We start from the raw sequence: 18,571 nt of genomic DNA, 5'->3' as shown, positions 1-18,571 counted from the left end.
GCTTCAATACGAACCCAACTCCGTCAATCCGGTGGGTAAGGATTTCCCACAGAGTAGCATAGACAGGCTTTCAAGCTCGGCCCAGACTGACTGACCGTAATCCTGTTTTAGTGTGATTTCCATCTGGGTCAGTAAGCGAACGGCCTGAGACAGCTGGGCAAGAGACAGGCGTTGCAGTGCCTGAGTCACCAGCGCCCGGCGGTTTTGCCAGACTTTTTGTTGATCAAACAGGGTCCTGATCGGCGTCGTGTCCATTTTCCGTTTCAGATTGAGCAGCATCAGCAGCTCACGCTGTACGGTTCGCAGTAAAATAACCGGCTCGCTGTCTTCCTGTTGCAACTGACGCAAAATATGCCAGGCTCGCTTACTTTTCCCGGCCAGTAACGCATCCAGCCAGTGATAAGGTGTGAAATGTGCCGCATCGTTGACGGCCTCTTCGACGCGCGGTAGCGTGAGTTTGCCATCCGGATAGAGCAGGGAAAGACGCTCCAGCGACTGCGCCAGCGCCAGCAAATTTCCTTCATAGCAGTAGCACAAAAGCTGATTAGCCGGTTCATCGAGTTCAAGTGAAAGTTCTTTGGCGCGACGGGTCACCCAGCGGGGAAGTTGTGCCTGTTCGGGCGTCTGACAACTGACGAAAACACCTTTGTCACTTAACGCTTTAAACCAGGCGCTGTTTTCCTGCGCTTTAGTCAGTTTTGTACCGCGCAACAGCAGCAGAATATCGTCGTGGAGCAGGGTGGTCAGTTTGAGTAATTGTTCTGCCATCGGCGCCGTCGGGCCATTTTCGGGCAGAATAAGCATCAGGGTCTGCCGGCTGGCAAACAGGCTCAGGGCCTGACAGATGCTGAAGATGGACTCCCATTCGGTATGGGCGTCAAGAATGTAGGTGTAGTGCTCCTGGAAGTCAGCCTGCTGGGCAGCGTGACGTATGCTGTCCTGGCTTTCCTGCAAAAGCAAAGGGTCGTTTCCACATAACACATAACAAGCGCGCAGCCCCTCACGGAGCTGCGCGGCAAGTTGTTCCGGATAAACTCGGATCATTGTGCGGAAGGGGTGGCCGGTGCCGTGGAAGATGCCGCAGAGGCATCAGACGACGTCGTGGCTGATGAACCGGTAGAAATGACTTCTACCTGACGCCCGCCGACATCCTCTGCTTTCTGCAATTCTGAAGCATGGACGGTCAGCAACTTACGGATCAGTTGCTGCGCAGCCTGCTGGCGCATTTCCTCGATAATGATGTCCTGTTCGTTATCTTTGGCCAGCGCCGTTAACGGGTTGTCAAAGAAGGAACGGAACACTTTTACATGGATAGGATACAAATCCTTGCCAGGCATCAGAACCGTCGCATTAATGTTCATTTCCATCTGATATTCCGCAGTCTTACCGTCCTGGAAGATTGATGCGGTAGTCTGACCCACTGACTCAGCCCCAATGCGCAGCGACGGGATATCCTTACGCTGTTCTTTGGTCGGATCATCAACAATGGTCACATTACTTAGACGCAACTGGGTCCTGATATTACGAGTCAACGGACCATATGGATCCCCACTGTCCAAAACGATTGTTTTCAGTTCGTCAGGAACATTGGTTTTCCCACGTAAATGGAATCCACAACCTGCTGTAACCAGCACTGCTGCGGTGAGCAGCAATGTCATTATGGGATGTCGCACAGATCCTCCTTGACTCAACCTACAACCAGGTTAAGCAGTTTGCCCGGGACGTAGATTACTTTGCGAACCGTAACCCCATCCAGATATTTTGCGACCAAATGTTCTTCTGCCGCACGATCGCGCACTTGTTGCTCGGTAGCATCAGCGGCTACGGTGATTTTAGCACGCACTTTACCGTTCACCTGTACAACGACCAGCTTGGAATCTTCAACCATTGCCTGCTCATCAGCTTGTGGCCATGGCGCGGTATCCACGTCGCCTTCTCCTTGCAGCGACTGCCAGAGGCTGAAGCAGACGTGCGGAGTGAATGGATAAAGCATACGGACAACCGCCAGCAAGGATTCCTGCAGCAGCGCACGGTCCTGTTCGCTATCCTGAGGTGCACGACCCAGCTTGTTCATCAGTTCCATGATTGCCGCGATAGCGGTGTTGAAGGTCTGACGACGGCCGATATCATCGGTCACTTTGGCGATGGTTTTATGCAAGTCACGACGCAGATCTTTCTGTGCTTCATTGAGAGAAGCCACATCCAGAGCGGCAACACGACCTTTTTCTGTGTGCTCGAAGGCCAGTTTCCAGACACGTTTCAGGAAGCGGTTTGCCCCTTCAACGCCGGACTCTTGCCATTCCAGCGTCATTTCTGCCGGAGAAGCGAACATCATAAACAGACGCACGGTATCTGCACCGTATTTATCGACCATCACCTGCGGGTCGATGCCGTTGTTTTTAGACTTGGACATCTTGCTCATGCCCGCGTAAACCAGTTCGTGGCCTTGCGGGTCAGTGGCTTTGGTGATGCGACCTTTTTCATCACGTTCAACAATGGCATCCGCCGGGGAAACCCAGATACGTTCGCCGCTGTTACCGGTGTAGTAGAACGCGTCAGCCAGAACCATACCCTGACACAACAGGCGCTTGGCCGGTTCGTCAGAATCCACCAAACCTGCATCACGCATCAGTTTGTGGAAGAAGCGGAAATACATCAGGTGCATGATGGCGTGTTCAATACCACCGACATACTGATCGACTGGCAACCAGTAGTTGGCGGCCGCAGGATCCAGCATACCTTCGTCGTATTGCGGGCAGGTATAACGCGCGTAATACCAGGAAGATTCCATGAAGGTGTCAAAGGTGTCGGTTTCACGCAGACCCGGCATACCGTTGACGGTAGTTTTCGCCCACTCAGGATCCGCTTTAATCGGGCTGGTGATACCGTCCATGACCACATCTTCCGGCAAAACAACCGGCAGTTGATCTTCAGGCGCAGGAATAACGGTGCCGTCTTCCAACGTGATCATCGGAATTGGTGCGCCCCAGTAACGTTGACGGGAAACCCCCCAGTCGCGCAGGCGATAGTTCACTTTGCGCTGACCTACGCCTTTAATGACAAGGTCATCTGCTATAGCGTTCCAAGCTTCCTGATATCTTAAGCCGTCATACTTACCAGAATTATAAGATATTCCATCTTTTTCCAAATATGGTTCACTACGCTCATTATATAAGTCATTTTCTAAACTCATGAGCTCCGATGGATCACTAACGGCTAATGGTATTGGATCTACATGACTTGTTGTGCCTTTAAATATGGCTTCTTCATATGCTTCTTCAACAAGTGACTTAATCACGCGCTTAATAGGGAGGTCATATTTGGTGGCGAACTCCCAGTCACGCTGGTCGTGAGCTGGAACGGCCATTACCGCGCCGGTGCCGTACTCCATCAGAACGAAGTTAGCGACCCAGACTGGCAGCTTTTCACCGGACAGCGGGTGAATGGCAAACAGACCGGTTGCCATGCCTTTCTTTTCCATCGTCGCCATTTCTGCTTCGGCAACTTTGGTGTTACGGCATTCGTCGATGAAATCGTTCAGCGCAGGATTATTCTGTGCGCCCAACTGTGCCAGAGGATGACCGGCAGCCACAGCGACGTAGGTCGCGCCCATAAACGTATCAGGACGGGTGGTGTACACCGTGACTTTTTCATCGCTGTCAGCCACATCAAAGGTGATTTCCACGCCTTCGGAACGGCCAATCCAGTTGCGCTGCATGGTTTTCACCTGCTCTGGCCAGCTTTCCAGCGTGTCCAGATCGTTAAGCAGCTGATCGGCGTAATCGGTGATTTTGATAAACCACTGAGGAATTTCTTTGCGTTCTACTTTGGTATCGCAACGCCAGCAGCAGCCGTCGATAACCTGTTCATTCGCCAGAACGGTCAGGTCATGCGGACACCAGTTCACTGCGGAGGTCTTCTTATAAACCAGACCTTTTTCGTACAGCTTGGTGAAGAACCATTGTTCCCAGCGATAATAATCAGGCTTACAGGTCGCGATTTCACGATCCCAGTCATAGCCGAAGCCCAGCAATTTAAGCTGGTTCTTCATGTATTCGATGTTTTCGTAAGTCCACGGCGCAGGTGCGGTGTTGTTTTTAACCGCTGCTCCTTCCGCTGGCAGGCCAAACGCATCCCAGCCAATCGGCTGCAGAACGTTTTTACCGAGCATGCGCTGGTAACGGGAAATCACGTCACCGATGGTGTAGTTGCGCACGTGTCCCATGTGGAGACGGCCTGATGGATAAGGCAACATGGAGAGGCAATAATATTTCTCCTTGCCAGGCTGTTCGGTAACTTTGAAGGTTTGCTTCTCTTGCCAGTGAAGCTGAACGTGTGACTCGATGTCTTCTGGACGGTATTGCTCTTGCATGGCGGCCGGTGGTCCTGTGAGTGAAAACAGCTACGCCTGTAGCTCAAAAAGTTTTAATCAAAAGATCCGCATAGCATAGCTGATAAGCGGTTGGAGCAACAACACCCAGCGAAGGCTAAAGGGAATTTCTGTCCGCTTCTGGCGCAATATTCATAATCTGCGAGTCAGCGCGAGATAATCTGCGCAACGGATCAGGGATTTACGACTAAAATAAAGGCAGTGCGTTCCCGCCGTGAAAATGGTTATGACAGTTCAAGGAGAGGAAATATGAGCAATATTACGCAATCTTACCGTCAGTTGGTGACATCACTGACCGAGCGGTTAAAACACGGTGAACGTGATATCAGCGCGCTGGTACAGGATGCCCGCGTCAGACTGCAGGAAGAGGGCAAGCTGACGGAAATCCAGATTGAACAGTTAACGTCGGCGGTACGCCGCGATTTGCACGAATTTGCCCGCAACTATGAAGAAAACCAGCAAGCCGTGGCAGAAGAAGATGACGGCACGGACAGTGTGTTCATGCGGGTCATTAAAGAAAGCTTGTGGAAAGAGCTGGCCGATATGACCGATAAAACCCAGCTGGAATGGAAAGAGGTTTTTAAAGATGTCAGCCATCACGGGATTTATCACAGCGGAGAAGTCGTCGGTCTGGGCAATCTGGTGTGTGAAAACTGTCATTTTCACTTAGCGGTGTATACGCCGGAAATTCTGAGTAAATGCCCGAAATGTGGTAACACTGAGTTTACGCGTCGTCCGTTTGAACCTTAAGCGTCAGACACCTGCCCCGGAGAGATGGGGCAGGTGTGCTTTCTTTTTTTCAGTGCCGGTCAGTGCAGGATCTTCGCCAGGAAATCCCGGGCGCGATCGGATTCCGGATTATTGAAGAAATCGTCTTTATTGCGATCTTCTACAATCTTGCCTTCATCCATGAAAATCACGCGGTTGGCCACTTTACGGGCGAAGCCCATTTCGTGTGTCACCACCATCATTGTCATACCTTCGTTTGCCAGCTCAACCATAACGTCGAGCACTTCGTTGATCATTTCCGGATCAAGAGCGGACGTCGGTTCGTCAAACAACATCGCGATCGGATCCATACACAATGCACGGGCAATCGCCACACGCTGTTGCTGACCACCGGAAAGCTGGCCGGGGAATTTATTGGCGTGCGCGGACAAACCGACACGATCCAGTAATTTCAGGCCTTTGTCTTTCGCTGCCGCTTTATCACGTTTTAAAACTTTGACTTGCGCCAGTGTCAGGTTATCGATGATGGAAAGGTGCGGGAACAGTTCGAAATGCTGGAAAACCATGCCCACTTTTGCACGCAGTTGCGCCAGATTGGTCTTCTTGTCATTGACCGGCGTCCCGTTGACCAGGATCTCACCTTTCTGAACTGGTTCGAGTCCGTTAACGGTTTTGATCAGCGTCGATTTCCCTGAGCCTGAAGGCCCGCAAACCACCACAACTTCACCTTTTTTAACTTCGGTGCTGCAATCGGTAAGCACCTGAAAGTGCCCGTACCATTTAGAAACATTCTTCAGTGAAATCATGAAACGGTCCTTTTCTTCAAATAACGCACCAGCAAGGAAGCACAAAGGCTGATAACAAAGTAAATAAGTCCTGCAAACAGCACCATCTCAACCAGCGTACCGTCACGGTCACCAATATTAGATGCGCTGCGGAAGAAGTCTGCGAGGCCCAGAACATACACCAGCGAAGTATCCTGGAACAAAACGATAGCCTGCGTCAGCAGTAACGGCACCATCGCGCGGAAAGCCTGCGGCAGGATAACCAGCTTCATCGACTGCCACTGTGTCATACCCAGCGCCAGCGCTGCAGAAGACTGACCGCGTGCGATGCTGATAATCCCTGCGCGGATAATCTCCGAGTAATACGCCGCTTCAAATAACGCAAACGCGACCATCGCAGAAATCAGGCGGATATCGGTTTTAGGTGACAGTCCGAGCACTTTTTGCAGAAAGCCCGGCACAATCAGATAGAACCACAACAGCACCATGACCAGCGGAACCGCGCGGAAAAGGTTGACGTAAGCCGAGGCAAACCAGCTGATCGGCTTGAACGTTGACAGGCGCATGACCGCCAGCAGGGTGCCCCACAAAATACCGACTACAATCGCCAGCGACGTTATCTTCAGCGTAATGACCATGCCTTGCCACAGATAGGGCAGGCCGGGACCAATAGAACTCCAGTCGAATTCATGCATGCTTATTTCCCTCCCATGTTGCCCGGCAGGCGGACTTTACGTTCTACGAAATGCATCAGCAGCATGATGACGGCATTGATAAGGACATAAGCAACGGTGATTGCAGTGAATGATTCATACGCATGCGCGGAGTAATCCAGCAGCTTACCGGCTTGTGCGGCCATATCAACCAGACCAATGGTCGAGGCAATGGCGGAGTTTTTCACCAGATTAACCATCTCAGAGGTCATTGGCGGCACGATCACGCGGTAAGCATTGGGCAACAGCACATAGCGGTAAGTTTGCGGCAGCGTAAGGCCCATCGCCAGTCCGGCATTGCGTTGTCCGCTTGGCAGGGACTGGATGGCTGCACGCACCTGTTCGCATACACGGGCGGCGGTGAACAACCCGAGGCAAATTACCGAGGAAGTGAAGAACTGTACGTCAGGCGCCAGTTCGGATTTAAACCACATGCCGATATTTTCAGGCAGCAGTTCAGGGACCACCAGATACCAAATGAAGAATTGCACGATTAATGGCACGTTACGGAATAATTCGACGTAACAGGTACCAATACCCGAAAGGATGCGGTTGGGGACGGTACGCAAAATACCGAACAGAGAACCGATGAGGAAGGCGATTATCCATGCGCAAATTGACAGTGCGACAGTGACCTGAAATCCATTCCAAATCCAACCCAGATAAGTGGTGTTACCGAAGGGGGCTTGTTGCAGAAAAATGCCCCAGTTCCAATCTATTGACATAAAAACTCCGTAAAGCGGGTAAAGGCTTACCCATCTGAGTGATGACGCAATCCGCCTAAAGTGAATGGGAAAGAATGCGGGGTGGGGAACGACCACCCCGCATCTGTATCATCACAGGTTGGTGGTCCAACCTTGTATTTTAGTCACTTTTCACTCTTCTCTTGGTTATACCCGTCCATTTGGTATGACTTACAGCGCCTTATCGTTTGGCGCTTTGAACAGAGCTTTCATGTCATCGGACAGCTCAAAGTTCATATTCAGGTTTTTCGGAGGAATCGGTTTTTTGAACCAGGTTTCAAACCATTTGCCTGCTTCACCGGAGGTTTGTGCCTGCACGATGGTGTCATCAACCAGTTTTTTAAACTCAGCATCGTCTTTACGCATCATGCAGCCATAAGCTTCTTTGGATTGCGGCGTACCGACAATTTCCCAGTTGTCTGGTTTCTTGGCTTTCGCACGTTCACCGGCCAGCAAGGCGTCATCCATCATGAAGGCCACTGCGCGGCCAGTTTCCAGCGTACGGAAGGAGTCACCGTGGTCTTTGGCACTGATGATGCGCAGATCCAGTTTTTTCTCTTCGTTCAGCTTGTTCAGCAGAACTTCGGAAGTCGTACCGGAGGTTACAACAACAGTTTTGCCTTTAAGGTCAGTGAAATCTTTAATCTCTGAACCTTTTTTCACCAGCAGACGTGTGCCGATCACAAAGATGGTGTCAGAGAAGGCTGCTTGTTGCTGACGTTCCAGGTTGTTGGTGGTTGAACCACATTCGAAATCGTAGGTGCCGTTTTGCAGCAGCGGGATACGGTTCTGCGAAGTGATTGGCATCATTTTGACCTGCAGGTCAGGCAGGTTCAGTTTTTTCTTCACTGCGTCAACGATAGCGTCAGAATAGTCCTGTGAATAACCCACAACTTTTTGTTCGTTGTTGTAGTAAGAGAATGGCACTGAGGATTCACGGTGACCCACCACGATAACGCCATTGTCTTTAATTTTTTTCAGGGTGCCGGTCAGTTCTTCTGCGTGAGCAAAGCTGCTCACGGTAACGCTTGCCAACAGTACTGATAACGCCAATTTGCGCAATTGCATGTCCAACTCCTTGCTGTCATTAGGGATCCAAACTCAGGGATCAGAAAGTACTAATGCCTCGTCATATGAAGCTAGAAAATAGCTGAATGTGAATATTATGAAACCACATTGTTTCTTTTTTGAGACGAGACACGCACCAAATCAAAGCAATCAAACGGCTATGCACCCGGAAAGTGCATGAGGAGCAGCCTGTTTGTACCAAAATGATGCATCCTGTCATAAAAAGTAACTAATCAGATATCTTTCAATCAGATGTAGCAAGAGTCGTGCCAAATGGCCTGATTTAACTTCATAAGCGGGCAAATCGGCAGCGCTTAATGCCGCAGTCGAAACAATCGGCAGCAGGTAAAAGGGGAGGGGTATTGAGATTAAAAAGGGGTGCTACAAAAAAGAACAGACACCCGGAGGTGCCTGTTTTAGAAACAAAACGCTTGTACTCAGGATTTACGGCGACCCAACCACAGCGCAACTGCCGCCATGACTGCCGTAGCAAACCACACCGGCCACCAGCCAGCCCGGGCATAAGGTGTCATACCCGTTGTCGGTGTGACCTTCACGTTCAGCACCTGACGGGTAAACTGCGGAATTTCGTGGGTCACATCGCCCTGAGCATCAACGACGGCGGTAATGCCATTATTGGTACTGCGCAGCAACGGGCGACCCAGTTCCAGCGAACGCATACGTGCCATCTGGAAGTGTTGCCATGGGCCAATCGAATGACCAAACCAGGCATCGTTTGAAATTGTCAGCAGGAAATTAGTATCCGGTTGCAGATTGTCGCGCACCTGTTCGCCGAAGACGACTTCGTAACAAATCGCCGTGGTCAGATTCAGGCCACTGACAAACAACGGTTTCTGCACGTAATCACCACTGGTCAGCCCGGACATCGGCAAATCGAAGAAAGGTGCCAGCGGGCGAAGAATGGCTTCCAGCGGTACGAACTCTCCAAAAGGCACCAGATGATGTTTGTTGAAGCGGTTTCCGTCAGGATAGTGATAGGGCTTTTCACCGCCGAGCACGATGGCGCTGTTATACACTTTCATGCCTTCTTCATTGCGACGGGCATCGATAATGCCGGTGATTAACTGGGTGCCGTGTGAGCGGTAGATATTATCCACCATGCTCAGGAAGCCCTGCTGATCGGATTCAATGTCTGAAATTGCTGATTCCGGCCAGATGATCATGCTGGATTTACCCACGTACGGGCGGCTGAGATCGAGATAGGTCTGCAGCGCACTTTCCAGCGCTTTCGGATCCCATTTCATGGACTGTGGAATATTGCCCTGAACCAGCGCCACATCGACCGTTTTATCTGGCTGTTCCTGATACCAGTGGATATAACGCAGCGGCCACGGCAGTAACAGCATGGCAACAGCGATAATTCCCGGTGTGACGCGACGCTGATGTACCGCGTACACAATCAGTCCGCTCAGCGAGGTGAGTAAAATCGTGATGCCGTCGACGCCGGTAATCGGCGCGAGGCCTTTCAGCGGACCGTCGATCTGGCTGTAGCCGAACTGTAACCACGGGAAACCGGTCAGCACCCAGCCGCGCAGGAATTCAGTAACTTGCCACAAGGCGGGCGCGCCAAGTGCCAGTTTCCACCAGGTGGTTTTCGGCCACAGTTTGCTGAACAAGCCGGCAAACAACATCGTGTACAGCGATAAATACGCTGCCAGCAAGACCACCAGGAAAAGGTTGATCGCTTCCGGCATGCCGCCAAACGTGGCGATGCTGACATACACCCAGTTTACGCCGCTGCCAAAAAGACCCATTCCCCAGAAAAAGCCGATGAGCGCGGCCTGAGCCGGACGACGATCGAGCGTTAATGCCAGCAGACCGCACAGCGAAATGATCGCCGCAGGCCAGAAGTCATAAGGGGAAAATGACAGCGTGCCACAGGCACCGAAAAAGAGCGCCAGCAGGGCGCGAACCCGCTGGCGTTGATATAAAGAGGCAATTGCCATGAAGTAATTATTCTTCCAGTATCGGTTGCGGCGCGTCGTCCGGTATTTTTACATGAACCTGAATGATACGACGGCTGTCGGCCATCGCAACCTTGAACAGGTAACCGTCAATTTCAATGCTTTCACCACGCGCCGGTAAATGGCCGAATGACTGCATGACCAGACCACCAATCGTATCGACTTCGTCGTCACTGTAATGGGTCCGGAACACTTCATTAAAATCTTCGATCGGTGCCAGTGCGCGGACGGTGTAGGTATGGCGGCTGAGCTGGCGGATATCCAGATCTTCTGCTTCATCGTACTCATCATCGATTTCGCCGACGATCAGTTCGAGAATATCTTCGATGGTTACCAGACCTGAAACGCCGCCGAATTCATCAACGACAATCGCCATGTGGTAACGCTGTGAGCGGAATTCCTTCAGCATGCGGTCTACGCGTTTGCTTTCAGGGACAACGACCGCGGTTCTCAGCACTTTATCTATGCTGAATGGCTCAGACTCTGTGCGCATAAACGGCAGCAGGTCTTTGGCCATCAGGATGCCTTCAATGTGATCCTTATCTTCGCTGATCACCGGGAAGCGTGAGTGTGCAGATTCGATAATGACATCGAGGCACTCTTCCAGCGGCTGGTTGCGTTTTAGCGTGATCATTTGTGAACGTGGGATCATGATGTCCCGGACGCGCTGCTCGGCGATATCCATCACGCCTTCCAGCATGTCACGGGTATCGGGGTCGATCAGATCGTTTTGTTCTGAATCACGGATCAGCTCAACCAAATCGCCACGGTTTTTTGGTTCACCGTGAAAAAGCTGGCTAAGGATAAGGGAAAAGAAGCCCTTCTTGGGACTGGGGCTGTCACTATTTTGTGAATGGTCATCGCTCATGGCGTTTGGTTTTTTTTACTCGTAGTTAGTGAAAATTATGCGAAACGCCTGCGGATAAACACGTTATCAGGCAGGCATTACGCGAGTTTACTGTGAAGCTTAGTTATCTTCTTTCTCTGAAATATACGGATCCGGATACCCCAGACCCTGCATGATTTCAGTTTCAATCGATTCCATTTCTTCGGCTTCTTCGTCAACGATATGGTCATAGCCCAGCAAATGCAAACTGCCGTGAATGACCATATGCGCCCAGTGAGCCAGAAGTTCTTTGTCCTGCTCTTTTGCTTCTTTCTCCACAACCTGGCGACAAATAATCAGGTCGCCAAGAAGCGGCATCTCCATACCAGGAGGTGCTTCGAACGGAAAGGATAACACGTTGGTCGGTTTATCCATCCCACGATAAGTCATATTAAGTTCATGACTTTCAGGGATATCGACCAGACGGATTGTGACTTCTGATTCTTCCTGAAACTGAGGAAGAACCGCTTCAAGCCAGGTCTGAAAATCATTTTCTGACGGTAAACCTGCTGCATCTTCGCAGGCAATTTGTAAATCGAGGATTACCGTGTTCATTGACTGGCCTGTTGTGTTGAGCTGTTCTGATGTTCATGTTTACGCTCTGCGGCAATCGCATCGCGGCGTTTTTGATCTTCTTCTTCCCAGGCTTCGTACGCAACAACAATGCGCGCAACGACCGGGTGACGTACCACGTCTTCACTGTGGAAGAAGTTAAAGCTGAGTTCTTCGACTGACGACAGCACTTCAATCGCATGACGAAGCCCTGATTTCTGATGACGCGGCAAGTCGATTTGCGTCACGTCACCGGTGATCACCGCTTTGGAGTTAAAGCCAATACGGGTCAGGAACATCTTCATTTGTTCGATAGACGTGTTCTGGCTTTCATCAAGGATAATAAAAGCGTCGTTCAATGTACGTCCACGCATGTAAGCCAGCGGGGCGACTTCAATAACGTTGCGCTCAATCAGTTTTTCAACTTTCTCAAAACCGAGCATTTCGAACAATGCGTCATACAGCGGGCGCAGATATGGGTCAACTTTCTGACTGAGATCCCCCGGCAGGAAGCCCAGTTTTTCACCGGCTTCAACGGCAGGGCGGGTCAGAAGAATGCGGCGCACTTCCTGACGCTCCAGCGCATCCACCGCAGCAGCCACGGCCAGATATGTTTTACCGGTACCTGCAGGACCGATCCCGAAGGTGATGTCGTGGTCGAGAATGTTGGCGATATACTGCGCCTGATTGGGCGTGCGCGGCTTCACCATGCCACGCTTGGTTTTGATGATGACCGCTTTGCCGAAGTCGGGCACACTTTCTGCTGTTTGTTCCAGCACCCGGCTTTCTTTGATCGCCAGATGAATTTTTTCAGGATCGATATCCTGGATCTCACCGCGCAGCGGCGCAGTGTCAACGTATAAATCACGCAGGATGTCGGCGGCTGCCGCAACCGGCAGGCTCTTTCCGACCAATTTAAACGCGTTATCACGACGGTTGATTTCAACGCCCAACCGGCGCTCCAGTTGTTTGATATTGTCATCAAACGGCCCGCACAGGCTCAGCAAACGCTGGTTGTCTTCGGGCTCCAGTAAAATCTCTTGTGTTACAACGTTCAAACGAATCCTCTGGGTCACTTCGGACCAGTTGTCATTTCACCCGGCTGAGTCACTGCTTTCAGCCGCCAACCATACCTGACTTAATAATACATGCCCTTGGCAAAATATGCTGCGCCGTGGCAGCAGTTGCAGGCACCGTCATCCGGATATGCGGCCTTTGCTGGAAAATTAAACCCTTATGATGAGGTTATTACCGAAAATCTCAAAAGAAACAGGACGCCGGAGCGCCCTGTTGATTTCAGGCTGTGCATTATTCTGGTGGTTCAGGGTTGATATAGTCCAACGCCCAATTCATTTTCTTTGCGGGTGCGTTCGATAACTGATTGTGGTGATTCATGCAGGCGAAGCGCCATCTGTTCTTCCGTACGGACAACCACACCGCGCAGTGAGTTGGCATACACGTCGACAATTTCGACATCAACGAACTTACCAATCATGTCCGGTGTGCCTTCGAAGTTGACCACGCGGTTGCATTCGGTACGGCCGGTCAGCTCCATAATGTCCTTGCGGGACGTGCCTTCCACCAGAATACGCTGAACAGTACCCAGCGTGGCGCGGCTAAAGCGCATGACTTGCTGTGTGATTCTGTCCTGTAACAGCGCCAGACGCTGTTTCTTCTCATCCATGCTCACATCATCAACCATATCTGCCGCCGGTGTGCCCGGACGCGGAGAATAGATGAAGCTGAAGCTGACGTCGTAATTCACCTGCGCAATCAAATCCATCGTGCGTTCAAAATCTTCGTTCGTTTCGCCAGGGAAACCGATGATAAAATCTGAACTGAAATGAATATCAGGACGCGCGGCGCGTAACTTGCGGATAGTCGATTTATATTCCAGCACTGTATGAGGACGCTTCATCATCGTCAGAATGCGATCGGAACCACTTTGGATCGGCAGATGCAGGAAGCTCACCACTTCAGGCGTATCTTTATAGACTTCTATAATATCATCAGTAAATTCCACCGGATGACTGGTGGTGAAACGGATACGGTCGATACCGTCAATCGCTGCCACCAGACGCAGCAGCTCAGCGAAGGTGCACACGCCACCCTCAAACGCATCGCCACGATACGCATTAACGTTCTGGCCCAGCAGGTTAACTTCACGCACGCCTTGCGCGGCCAGTTGTGCCACTTCAAACAATACGTCATCGCACGGGCGGCTGACTTCTTCACCGCGCGTATAAGGCACTACACAGAAGCTGCAATATTTGTTGCAGCCTTCCATGATGGAAACGAAAGCGGTCGGGCCGTCTGCGCGCGGTTCCGGCAGGCGGTCAAATTTTTCGATTTCAGGAAAGCTGATATCCACGACCGGGCTTTTGGTGCCACGTACGTGGTTCACCATTTCCGGTAAACGATGCAAGGTTTGCGGACCGAAGACGATGTCGACACAAGGCGCACGTTTACGCAGCATTTCGCCTTCCTGTGATGCGACGCAGCCACCCACCCCAATGATAATATTCGGGTTTTTCTTTTTCAGTAATTTCCAGTGTCCGAGCAGGCTGAACACTTTCTCCTGCGCTTTTTCCCTTATTGAGCAGGTATTCAGCAGCAGAATGTCTGCTTCTTCAGCGTTATCCGTCAGCTGGTAACCATGGGTGCTGTCGAGAAGGTCAGCCATTTTGGATGAATCATATTCATTCATCTGGCAGCCCCAGGTTTTTATGTGCAGTTTTTTAGTCATCAGCGTGTCAGTACTCAATACGGGAAACGTTAGATCGGCAGTGCCGCAGTGCATAGCATAGTTCAGGGGCGCTATTGTAAACCCTCACTCCAGTGCTGACCAGTGCAGGAAAGCAGCTTAGGCCCTGATGCCAACACAAAAATCCGGTACACTTCGCATAATGAACTGAACAGAAAGCCGGAATAAAATGAATAATTCTGAGAAGACATTTGATGCAGTCATTGTGGGTGGCGGCATGGTGGGCGCTGCCACAGCCCTGGGGCTGGCGCAGCAGGGATTGCAGGTTGCTCTGATAGAGAATGAAGAACCTGCCGGGTTTGATCCGTCAGCGCCGGCTGATTTGCGTATCTCCGCGATTGGTTGTGCGTCTGTGCGCTTTTTACAGAAACTGGGTGCGTGGGGTGCGGTTGAGAAAATGCGCTCAGTCCCATACCGCCGCCTGGAAACCTGGGAAGTTGACGGTTCTGAAGTGAAATTTGATGCGCAGTCTCTCGGATTGCCGGAACTGGGCTTCATGGTCGAAAACCGGGTACTTCAGCTGGCGCTGTGGCAACAGTTTGATGCCCTCACCAGTCTGACCCGTTTGTGCCCGGCAAAATTGCGTCACCTTTTGCAGCACGATGATAAAACCTGGTCTTTGCAACTGACTACGGGTGAATTACTGCGCACGCCACTTGTGGTCGCTGCCGATGGTGCGAATTCCCTGGTGCGGCAGTTAGCGGGGATTGGTGTGGATGGCTGGGAATACCGCCAGCACTGTATGCTGATTCATGTCGAAACCGCAACGCCGAATCAGTACGTGACATGGCAGCAATTTTTCCCTTCCGGCCCGCGGGCGTTCCTGCCGCTGTTTGATAATCAGGCCTCGCTGGTCTGGTATGACAGCCCGCAGCGTATCCGTTATCTGAAAACGCTGAATATGCAGCAACTTACGACAGAAGTGATGCAGGCTTTCCCGGCACGGCTGGGCACAGTGAAAGCAATATCCGCAGGTGCATTCCCACTGGTTCGCCGTCACGTTCAGCGTTATGTCTTACCGGGGCTGGCGCTGGTGGGTGACGCAGCGCACACCATCAATCCTCTGGCAGGGCAGGGCGTCAATCTGGGATACCGTGATGTGGAAGCATTGTTATCGGTGCTGGAAAAGGCGCGTGATCATGATGAAGCGTGGAGCAGCGAGAAAGTCTTACTGCGCTATCAGCGTCAGCGTCGTCTGGATAATCTGCTGATGCAAAGTGGGATGGATTTATTCTATACCGCCTTCAGTAACGATCTGGCACCGGTGAAAGCGTTGCGTAATCTGGCGCTGATGACCGCACAACGTACGGGCGCACTGAAAACCAAAGCACTTAAATACGCATTGGGGATTTAATGACGTCAAGGCTGGTGGGAAAACATCTCCACCAGACCTCTATTTTTAGATAAATATTTAAAATACAGAAAAGCAAAAGGCCTGCTAAAAAGCAGGCCTTTCTAATGTGGCTGGGGTGCCAGGATTCGAACCTGGGTATGCTGGTATCAGAAACCAGAGCCTTACCGCTTGGCGACACCCCAATTTTGTTTCTCACTACCTTTTGAGTAGTGTACTGCAAGTAAAATGGTGGCTACGACGGGATTTGAACCTGTGACCCCATCATTATGAGTGATGTGCTCTAACCAGCTGAGCTACGTAGCCAAATTCTACTGACTTACTTCAAAACTTCAAGCACTAATTTAACTAACTTAATAATAAATTTCAAGTGCTTACCAATTATACAGAAAGAAGTATGGCTGGGGTACCTGGATTCGAACCAGGGAATGCTGGTATCAAAAACCAGTGCCTTACCGCTTGGCGATACCCCAACTGTGCTGCCGATGTCTGGAAATGGTGCGGGAGGCGAGACTTGAACTCGCACACCTTGCGGCGCTAGAACCTAAATCTAGTGCGTCTACCAATTTCGCCACTCCCGCAAAAAGATGGTGGCTACGACGGGATTCGAACCTGTGACCCCATCATTATGAGTGATGTGCTCTAACCAACTGAGCTACGTAGCCATCTTTTTTCGCGCTACCTTCATCGGCGTTGCGGGGCGCATTATGCGTATATGACCGTTTTGCGTCAACACCTTTTTTGGAGAAAAAGGCCTGACGGCGTCCATTTGTCTGGCTTATAACCACTCTGGTGATTAATTGGACAAAAGACATTATTTTTACTGACTTTACCCATTAAAAAACGGGCCTGAAGAGGCCCGTTTGCTACAAGGATATTTACCGGTAAATCGGTTATTTATAAGCGGACTGATGCACGCCAACGGCACGGCCAGAAGGATCGTCCATGTTTTTGAACGCTTCGTCCCATTCAATAGCTTTCGCTGAAGAACAGGCCACTGACGGCCCGCCAGGCACACATTCAGCCGCGCTTGGCACCGGGAATAACTCTTCAAAAATCGTACGGTACAGGTAGCCTTCTTTCGAGGTCGGCGTGTTGTACGGGAAACGGAAATGTGCAGTTTCAAGCTGTTGATCGGTGATCTGCTGAGAGGCCACTTCTTTTAAGGTATCGATCCAGCTGTAACCTACGCCATCAGAGAACTGTTCTTTCTGGCGCCAGGCCACGCTGTGTGGCAAATAAGACTCGAAACATTCACGCAGGATATGTTTCTCCATCTTGCCGTTGCCGCACATCTTGTCTTTCGGGTTGATACGCATCGCGACGTCGAGGAATTTTTTGTCCAGGAACGGGACGCGGGCTTCAACACCCCAGGCTGACATGGCTTTGTTGGCACGCGCACAGTCATACATATGCAGGGCCAGCAATTTACGCACGGTTTCTTCATGGAATTCTTTAGCGTTTGGTGCTTTATGGAAATACAGGTAGCCGCCCAACACTTCGTCTGCGCCTTCGCCAGACAACACCATTTTGATGCCCATCGCTTTGATTTTACGCGACATCAGATACATCGGCGTTGATGCGCGGATAGTCGTGACGTCATACGTTTCAATGTGATAGATAACATCGCGGATAGCATCCAGACCTTCCTGCACGGTGAAGTGAATTTCGTGGTGCACGGTGCCTAAATGGTTGGCGACTTCCTGAGCAGCGCGCAGGTCCGGTGAACCTTGCAGACCGACGGCAAAGGAGTGCAGTTGCGGCCACCAGGCTTCGCTCTGATCTTTATCTTCAATACGGCGGCCGGCAAATTTCTTGGTGATGGCGGAAATCACGGAGGAATCCAGACCACCGGACAGCAGCACGCCGTAAGGCACGTCAGACATCAGGTGACTTTTTACCGCTTCTTCCAGCGCATCTTTCAGCGCTGCAGCGTCGGTCACATTGTCTTTGACGTTTTCGAAGTCAAACCAGTCACGCTGGTAGTATTCGCGAATTTCACCGTCCTGGCTCCACAGATAGCTGCCTGCCGGGAATTCTTTGATGGTGCGACAAACCGGCACCAGCGCTTTCATTTCTGAAGCGACGTACATGTTGCCGTGTTCGTCGTAGCCCATGTACAGCGGGATAATGCCCAGATGGTCGCGGCCAATCAGGTACGCGTCTTTTTCTGTGTCATACAGAATAAAGGCGAACATACCTTGCAGTTCATCGAGGAAGGCAGGGCCTTTTTCCTGATACAGCGCCAGAATGACTTCACAGTCAGATGCGGTCTGGAATTCATACTTGTCGCCCAGTTCTGCGCGCAAAGCCTGATGGTTGTAAATTTCGCCGTTCACAGCCAGAACGTGGGTGTGTGCTGCGTTGTACAAAGGTTGTGCGCCGTTGTTCACGTCGACAATGGACAGACGCTCATGCGACAGAATGGCTTTATCGCTGGCAAACACACCGGACCAGTCGGGTCCGCGGTGACGCATCAGGCGCGACAGTTCCAGCGCTTTTTTGCGCAGCTCGACAGCGTCAGTTTTGATATCGAGCACACCGAAAATTGAACACATATGACTTTCTCCCTAACGACCTTTCTCTGGCTGTTATTTTTATGATT

General features: G+C 51.1%; 15 protein-coding genes and 5 tRNA genes. 2 read left to right on the top strand and 18 right to left on the bottom strand.

The genetic code is table 11. The features are described from left to right. Window positions 1-3 precede the first annotated feature (3 nt). Genes holA through leuS form a run of 3 tightly spaced genes read right to left on the bottom strand, consistent with a single transcriptional unit; the run spans window position 4 to window position 4,372 of the window. Window positions 4-1,044 carry a DNA polymerase III subunit delta gene (holA, locus tag UC14_RS18660; RefSeq protein ID WP_013576492.1) on the bottom strand — a complete coding sequence of 347 codons (1,041 nt, stop codon included), beginning with the start codon at window positions 1,042-1,044 and terminating at the stop codon, window positions 4-6. After that, on the bottom strand, window positions 1,041-1,673 hold the full coding sequence (gene lptE / locus UC14_RS18655) for an LPS assembly lipoprotein LptE (RefSeq protein WP_037037035.1): 633 nt from the start codon (window positions 1,671-1,673) through the stop codon (window positions 1,041-1,043). Before lptE ends, holA begins: the two co-directional genes overlap by 4 nt. A 14-nt stretch (window positions 1,674-1,687) precedes the next feature. Beyond that, a complete protein-coding gene (gene leuS, locus UC14_RS18650) occupies window positions 1,688-4,372 on the bottom strand; it encodes a leucine--tRNA ligase (protein WP_112198171.1) in 2,685 nt (894 codons plus the stop codon). A gap of 267 nt (window positions 4,373-4,639) precedes the next feature. On the opposite strand from leuS, the gene UC14_RS18645 reads away from it, so the two are divergent. Further along, on the top strand, window positions 4,640-5,140 hold the full coding sequence (locus UC14_RS18645) for a zinc ribbon-containing protein (protein ID WP_013576489.1): 501 nt from the start codon (window positions 4,640-4,642) through the stop codon (window positions 5,138-5,140). 59 nt (window positions 5,141-5,199) lie between these two features. On the opposite strand, the gene UC14_RS18640 is transcribed toward UC14_RS18645, so the two are convergent. The 9 genes from UC14_RS18640 to miaB all read right to left on the bottom strand — a co-directional run bounded on the left by UC14_RS18640 (window position 5,200) and on the right by miaB (window position 14,597). Then, the gene (locus UC14_RS18640; protein WP_013576488.1) at window positions 5,200-5,925 is read right to left on the bottom strand and encodes an amino acid ABC transporter ATP-binding protein; all 726 of its coding nucleotides are present in this window, start codon (window positions 5,923-5,925) and stop codon (window positions 5,200-5,202) included. Next, window positions 5,922-6,599 carry a glutamate/aspartate ABC transporter permease GltK gene (gene gltK / locus UC14_RS18635; protein ID WP_013576487.1) on the bottom strand — a complete coding sequence of 226 codons (678 nt, stop codon included), beginning with the start codon at window positions 6,597-6,599 and terminating at the stop codon, window positions 5,922-5,924. The genes UC14_RS18640 and gltK overlap by 4 nt, the downstream gene beginning before the upstream one ends. Before the next feature lie 2 nt (window positions 6,600-6,601). Continuing rightward, window positions 6,602-7,342 (bottom strand): amino acid ABC transporter permease, encoded by a 741-nt coding sequence (locus UC14_RS18630; RefSeq protein ID WP_013576486.1) that lies wholly within the window; start codon window positions 7,340-7,342, stop codon window positions 6,602-6,604. Between the two features lie 189 nt (window positions 7,343-7,531). Further along, on the bottom strand, window positions 7,532-8,428 hold the full coding sequence (locus UC14_RS18625; RefSeq protein WP_013576485.1) for an amino acid ABC transporter substrate-binding protein: 897 nt from the start codon (window positions 8,426-8,428) through the stop codon (window positions 7,532-7,534). Window positions 8,429-8,865: 437 nt separating this feature from the next. Next, window positions 8,866-10,395, bottom strand: coding sequence for an apolipoprotein N-acyltransferase (gene lnt / locus UC14_RS18620; RefSeq protein WP_112151684.1), 1,530 nt, complete (start codon window positions 10,393-10,395; stop codon window positions 8,866-8,868). Window positions 10,396-10,402: 7 nt separating this feature from the next. Beyond that, entirely contained in the window at window positions 10,403-11,281 is an 879-nt protein-coding gene (corC, locus tag UC14_RS18615) for a CNNM family magnesium/cobalt transport protein CorC (protein ID WP_013576483.1), read from the bottom strand. Window positions 11,282-11,380: 99 nt separating this feature from the next. Continuing rightward, the gene (gene ybeY, locus UC14_RS18610) at window positions 11,381-11,854 is read right to left on the bottom strand and encodes an rRNA maturation RNase YbeY (protein WP_013576482.1); all 474 of its coding nucleotides are present in this window, start codon (window positions 11,852-11,854) and stop codon (window positions 11,381-11,383) included. Then, window positions 11,851-12,927: a PhoH family protein gene (locus UC14_RS18605; RefSeq protein WP_112151683.1), complete on the bottom strand. Its 1,077-nt coding sequence runs from the start codon at window positions 12,925-12,927 to the stop codon at window positions 11,851-11,853. Before UC14_RS18605 ends, ybeY begins: the two co-directional genes overlap by 4 nt. Window positions 12,928-13,172: 245 nt before the next feature. Further along, on the bottom strand, window positions 13,173-14,597 hold the full coding sequence (gene miaB / locus UC14_RS18595; RefSeq protein ID WP_013576480.1) for a tRNA (N6-isopentenyl adenosine(37)-C2)-methylthiotransferase MiaB: 1,425 nt from the start codon (window positions 14,595-14,597) through the stop codon (window positions 13,173-13,175). 187 nt (window positions 14,598-14,784) lie between these two features. Between miaB and ubiF the strand changes: the two genes are divergently transcribed. Then, window positions 14,785-15,969 (top strand): 3-demethoxyubiquinol 3-hydroxylase, encoded by a 1,185-nt coding sequence (ubiF, locus tag UC14_RS18590; RefSeq protein ID WP_112198170.1) that lies wholly within the window; start codon window positions 14,785-14,787, stop codon window positions 15,967-15,969. 107 nt (window positions 15,970-16,076) lie between these two features. Here ubiF and UC14_RS18585 read toward each other — a convergent pair. From UC14_RS18585 to asnB, 6 genes are all read right to left on the bottom strand, one after another. After that, window positions 16,077-16,151, bottom strand: a tRNA-Gln gene (locus tag UC14_RS18585). A 44-nt stretch (window positions 16,152-16,195) separates the two neighbouring features. Then, window positions 16,196-16,272, bottom strand: a tRNA-Met gene (locus UC14_RS18580). A 92-nt stretch (window positions 16,273-16,364) separates the two neighbouring features. Further along, window positions 16,365-16,439, bottom strand: a tRNA-Gln gene (locus tag UC14_RS18575). Between the two features lie 23 nt (window positions 16,440-16,462). Continuing rightward, window positions 16,463-16,547 (bottom strand) — tRNA-Leu (locus UC14_RS18570). Window positions 16,548-16,554: 7 nt separating this feature from the next. After that, window positions 16,555-16,631, bottom strand: a tRNA-Met gene (locus UC14_RS18565). A 228-nt stretch (window positions 16,632-16,859) separates the two neighbouring features. Beyond that, the gene (asnB, locus tag UC14_RS18560) at window positions 16,860-18,524 is read right to left on the bottom strand and encodes an asparagine synthase B (protein ID WP_013576478.1); all 1,665 of its coding nucleotides are present in this window, start codon (window positions 18,522-18,524) and stop codon (window positions 16,860-16,862) included. Window positions 18,525-18,571: the final 47 nt, after the last annotated feature.

Source organism: Rahnella sp. NRRL B-41462, assembly GCF_003263525.1.
Classification (GTDB): Bacteria; Pseudomonadota; Gammaproteobacteria; order Enterobacterales; family Enterobacteriaceae; genus Rahnella; species Rahnella aceris.
Note: the sequence above shows the minus strand (reverse complement) of the source record. Positions and strands in the feature narration are given on the sequence as shown.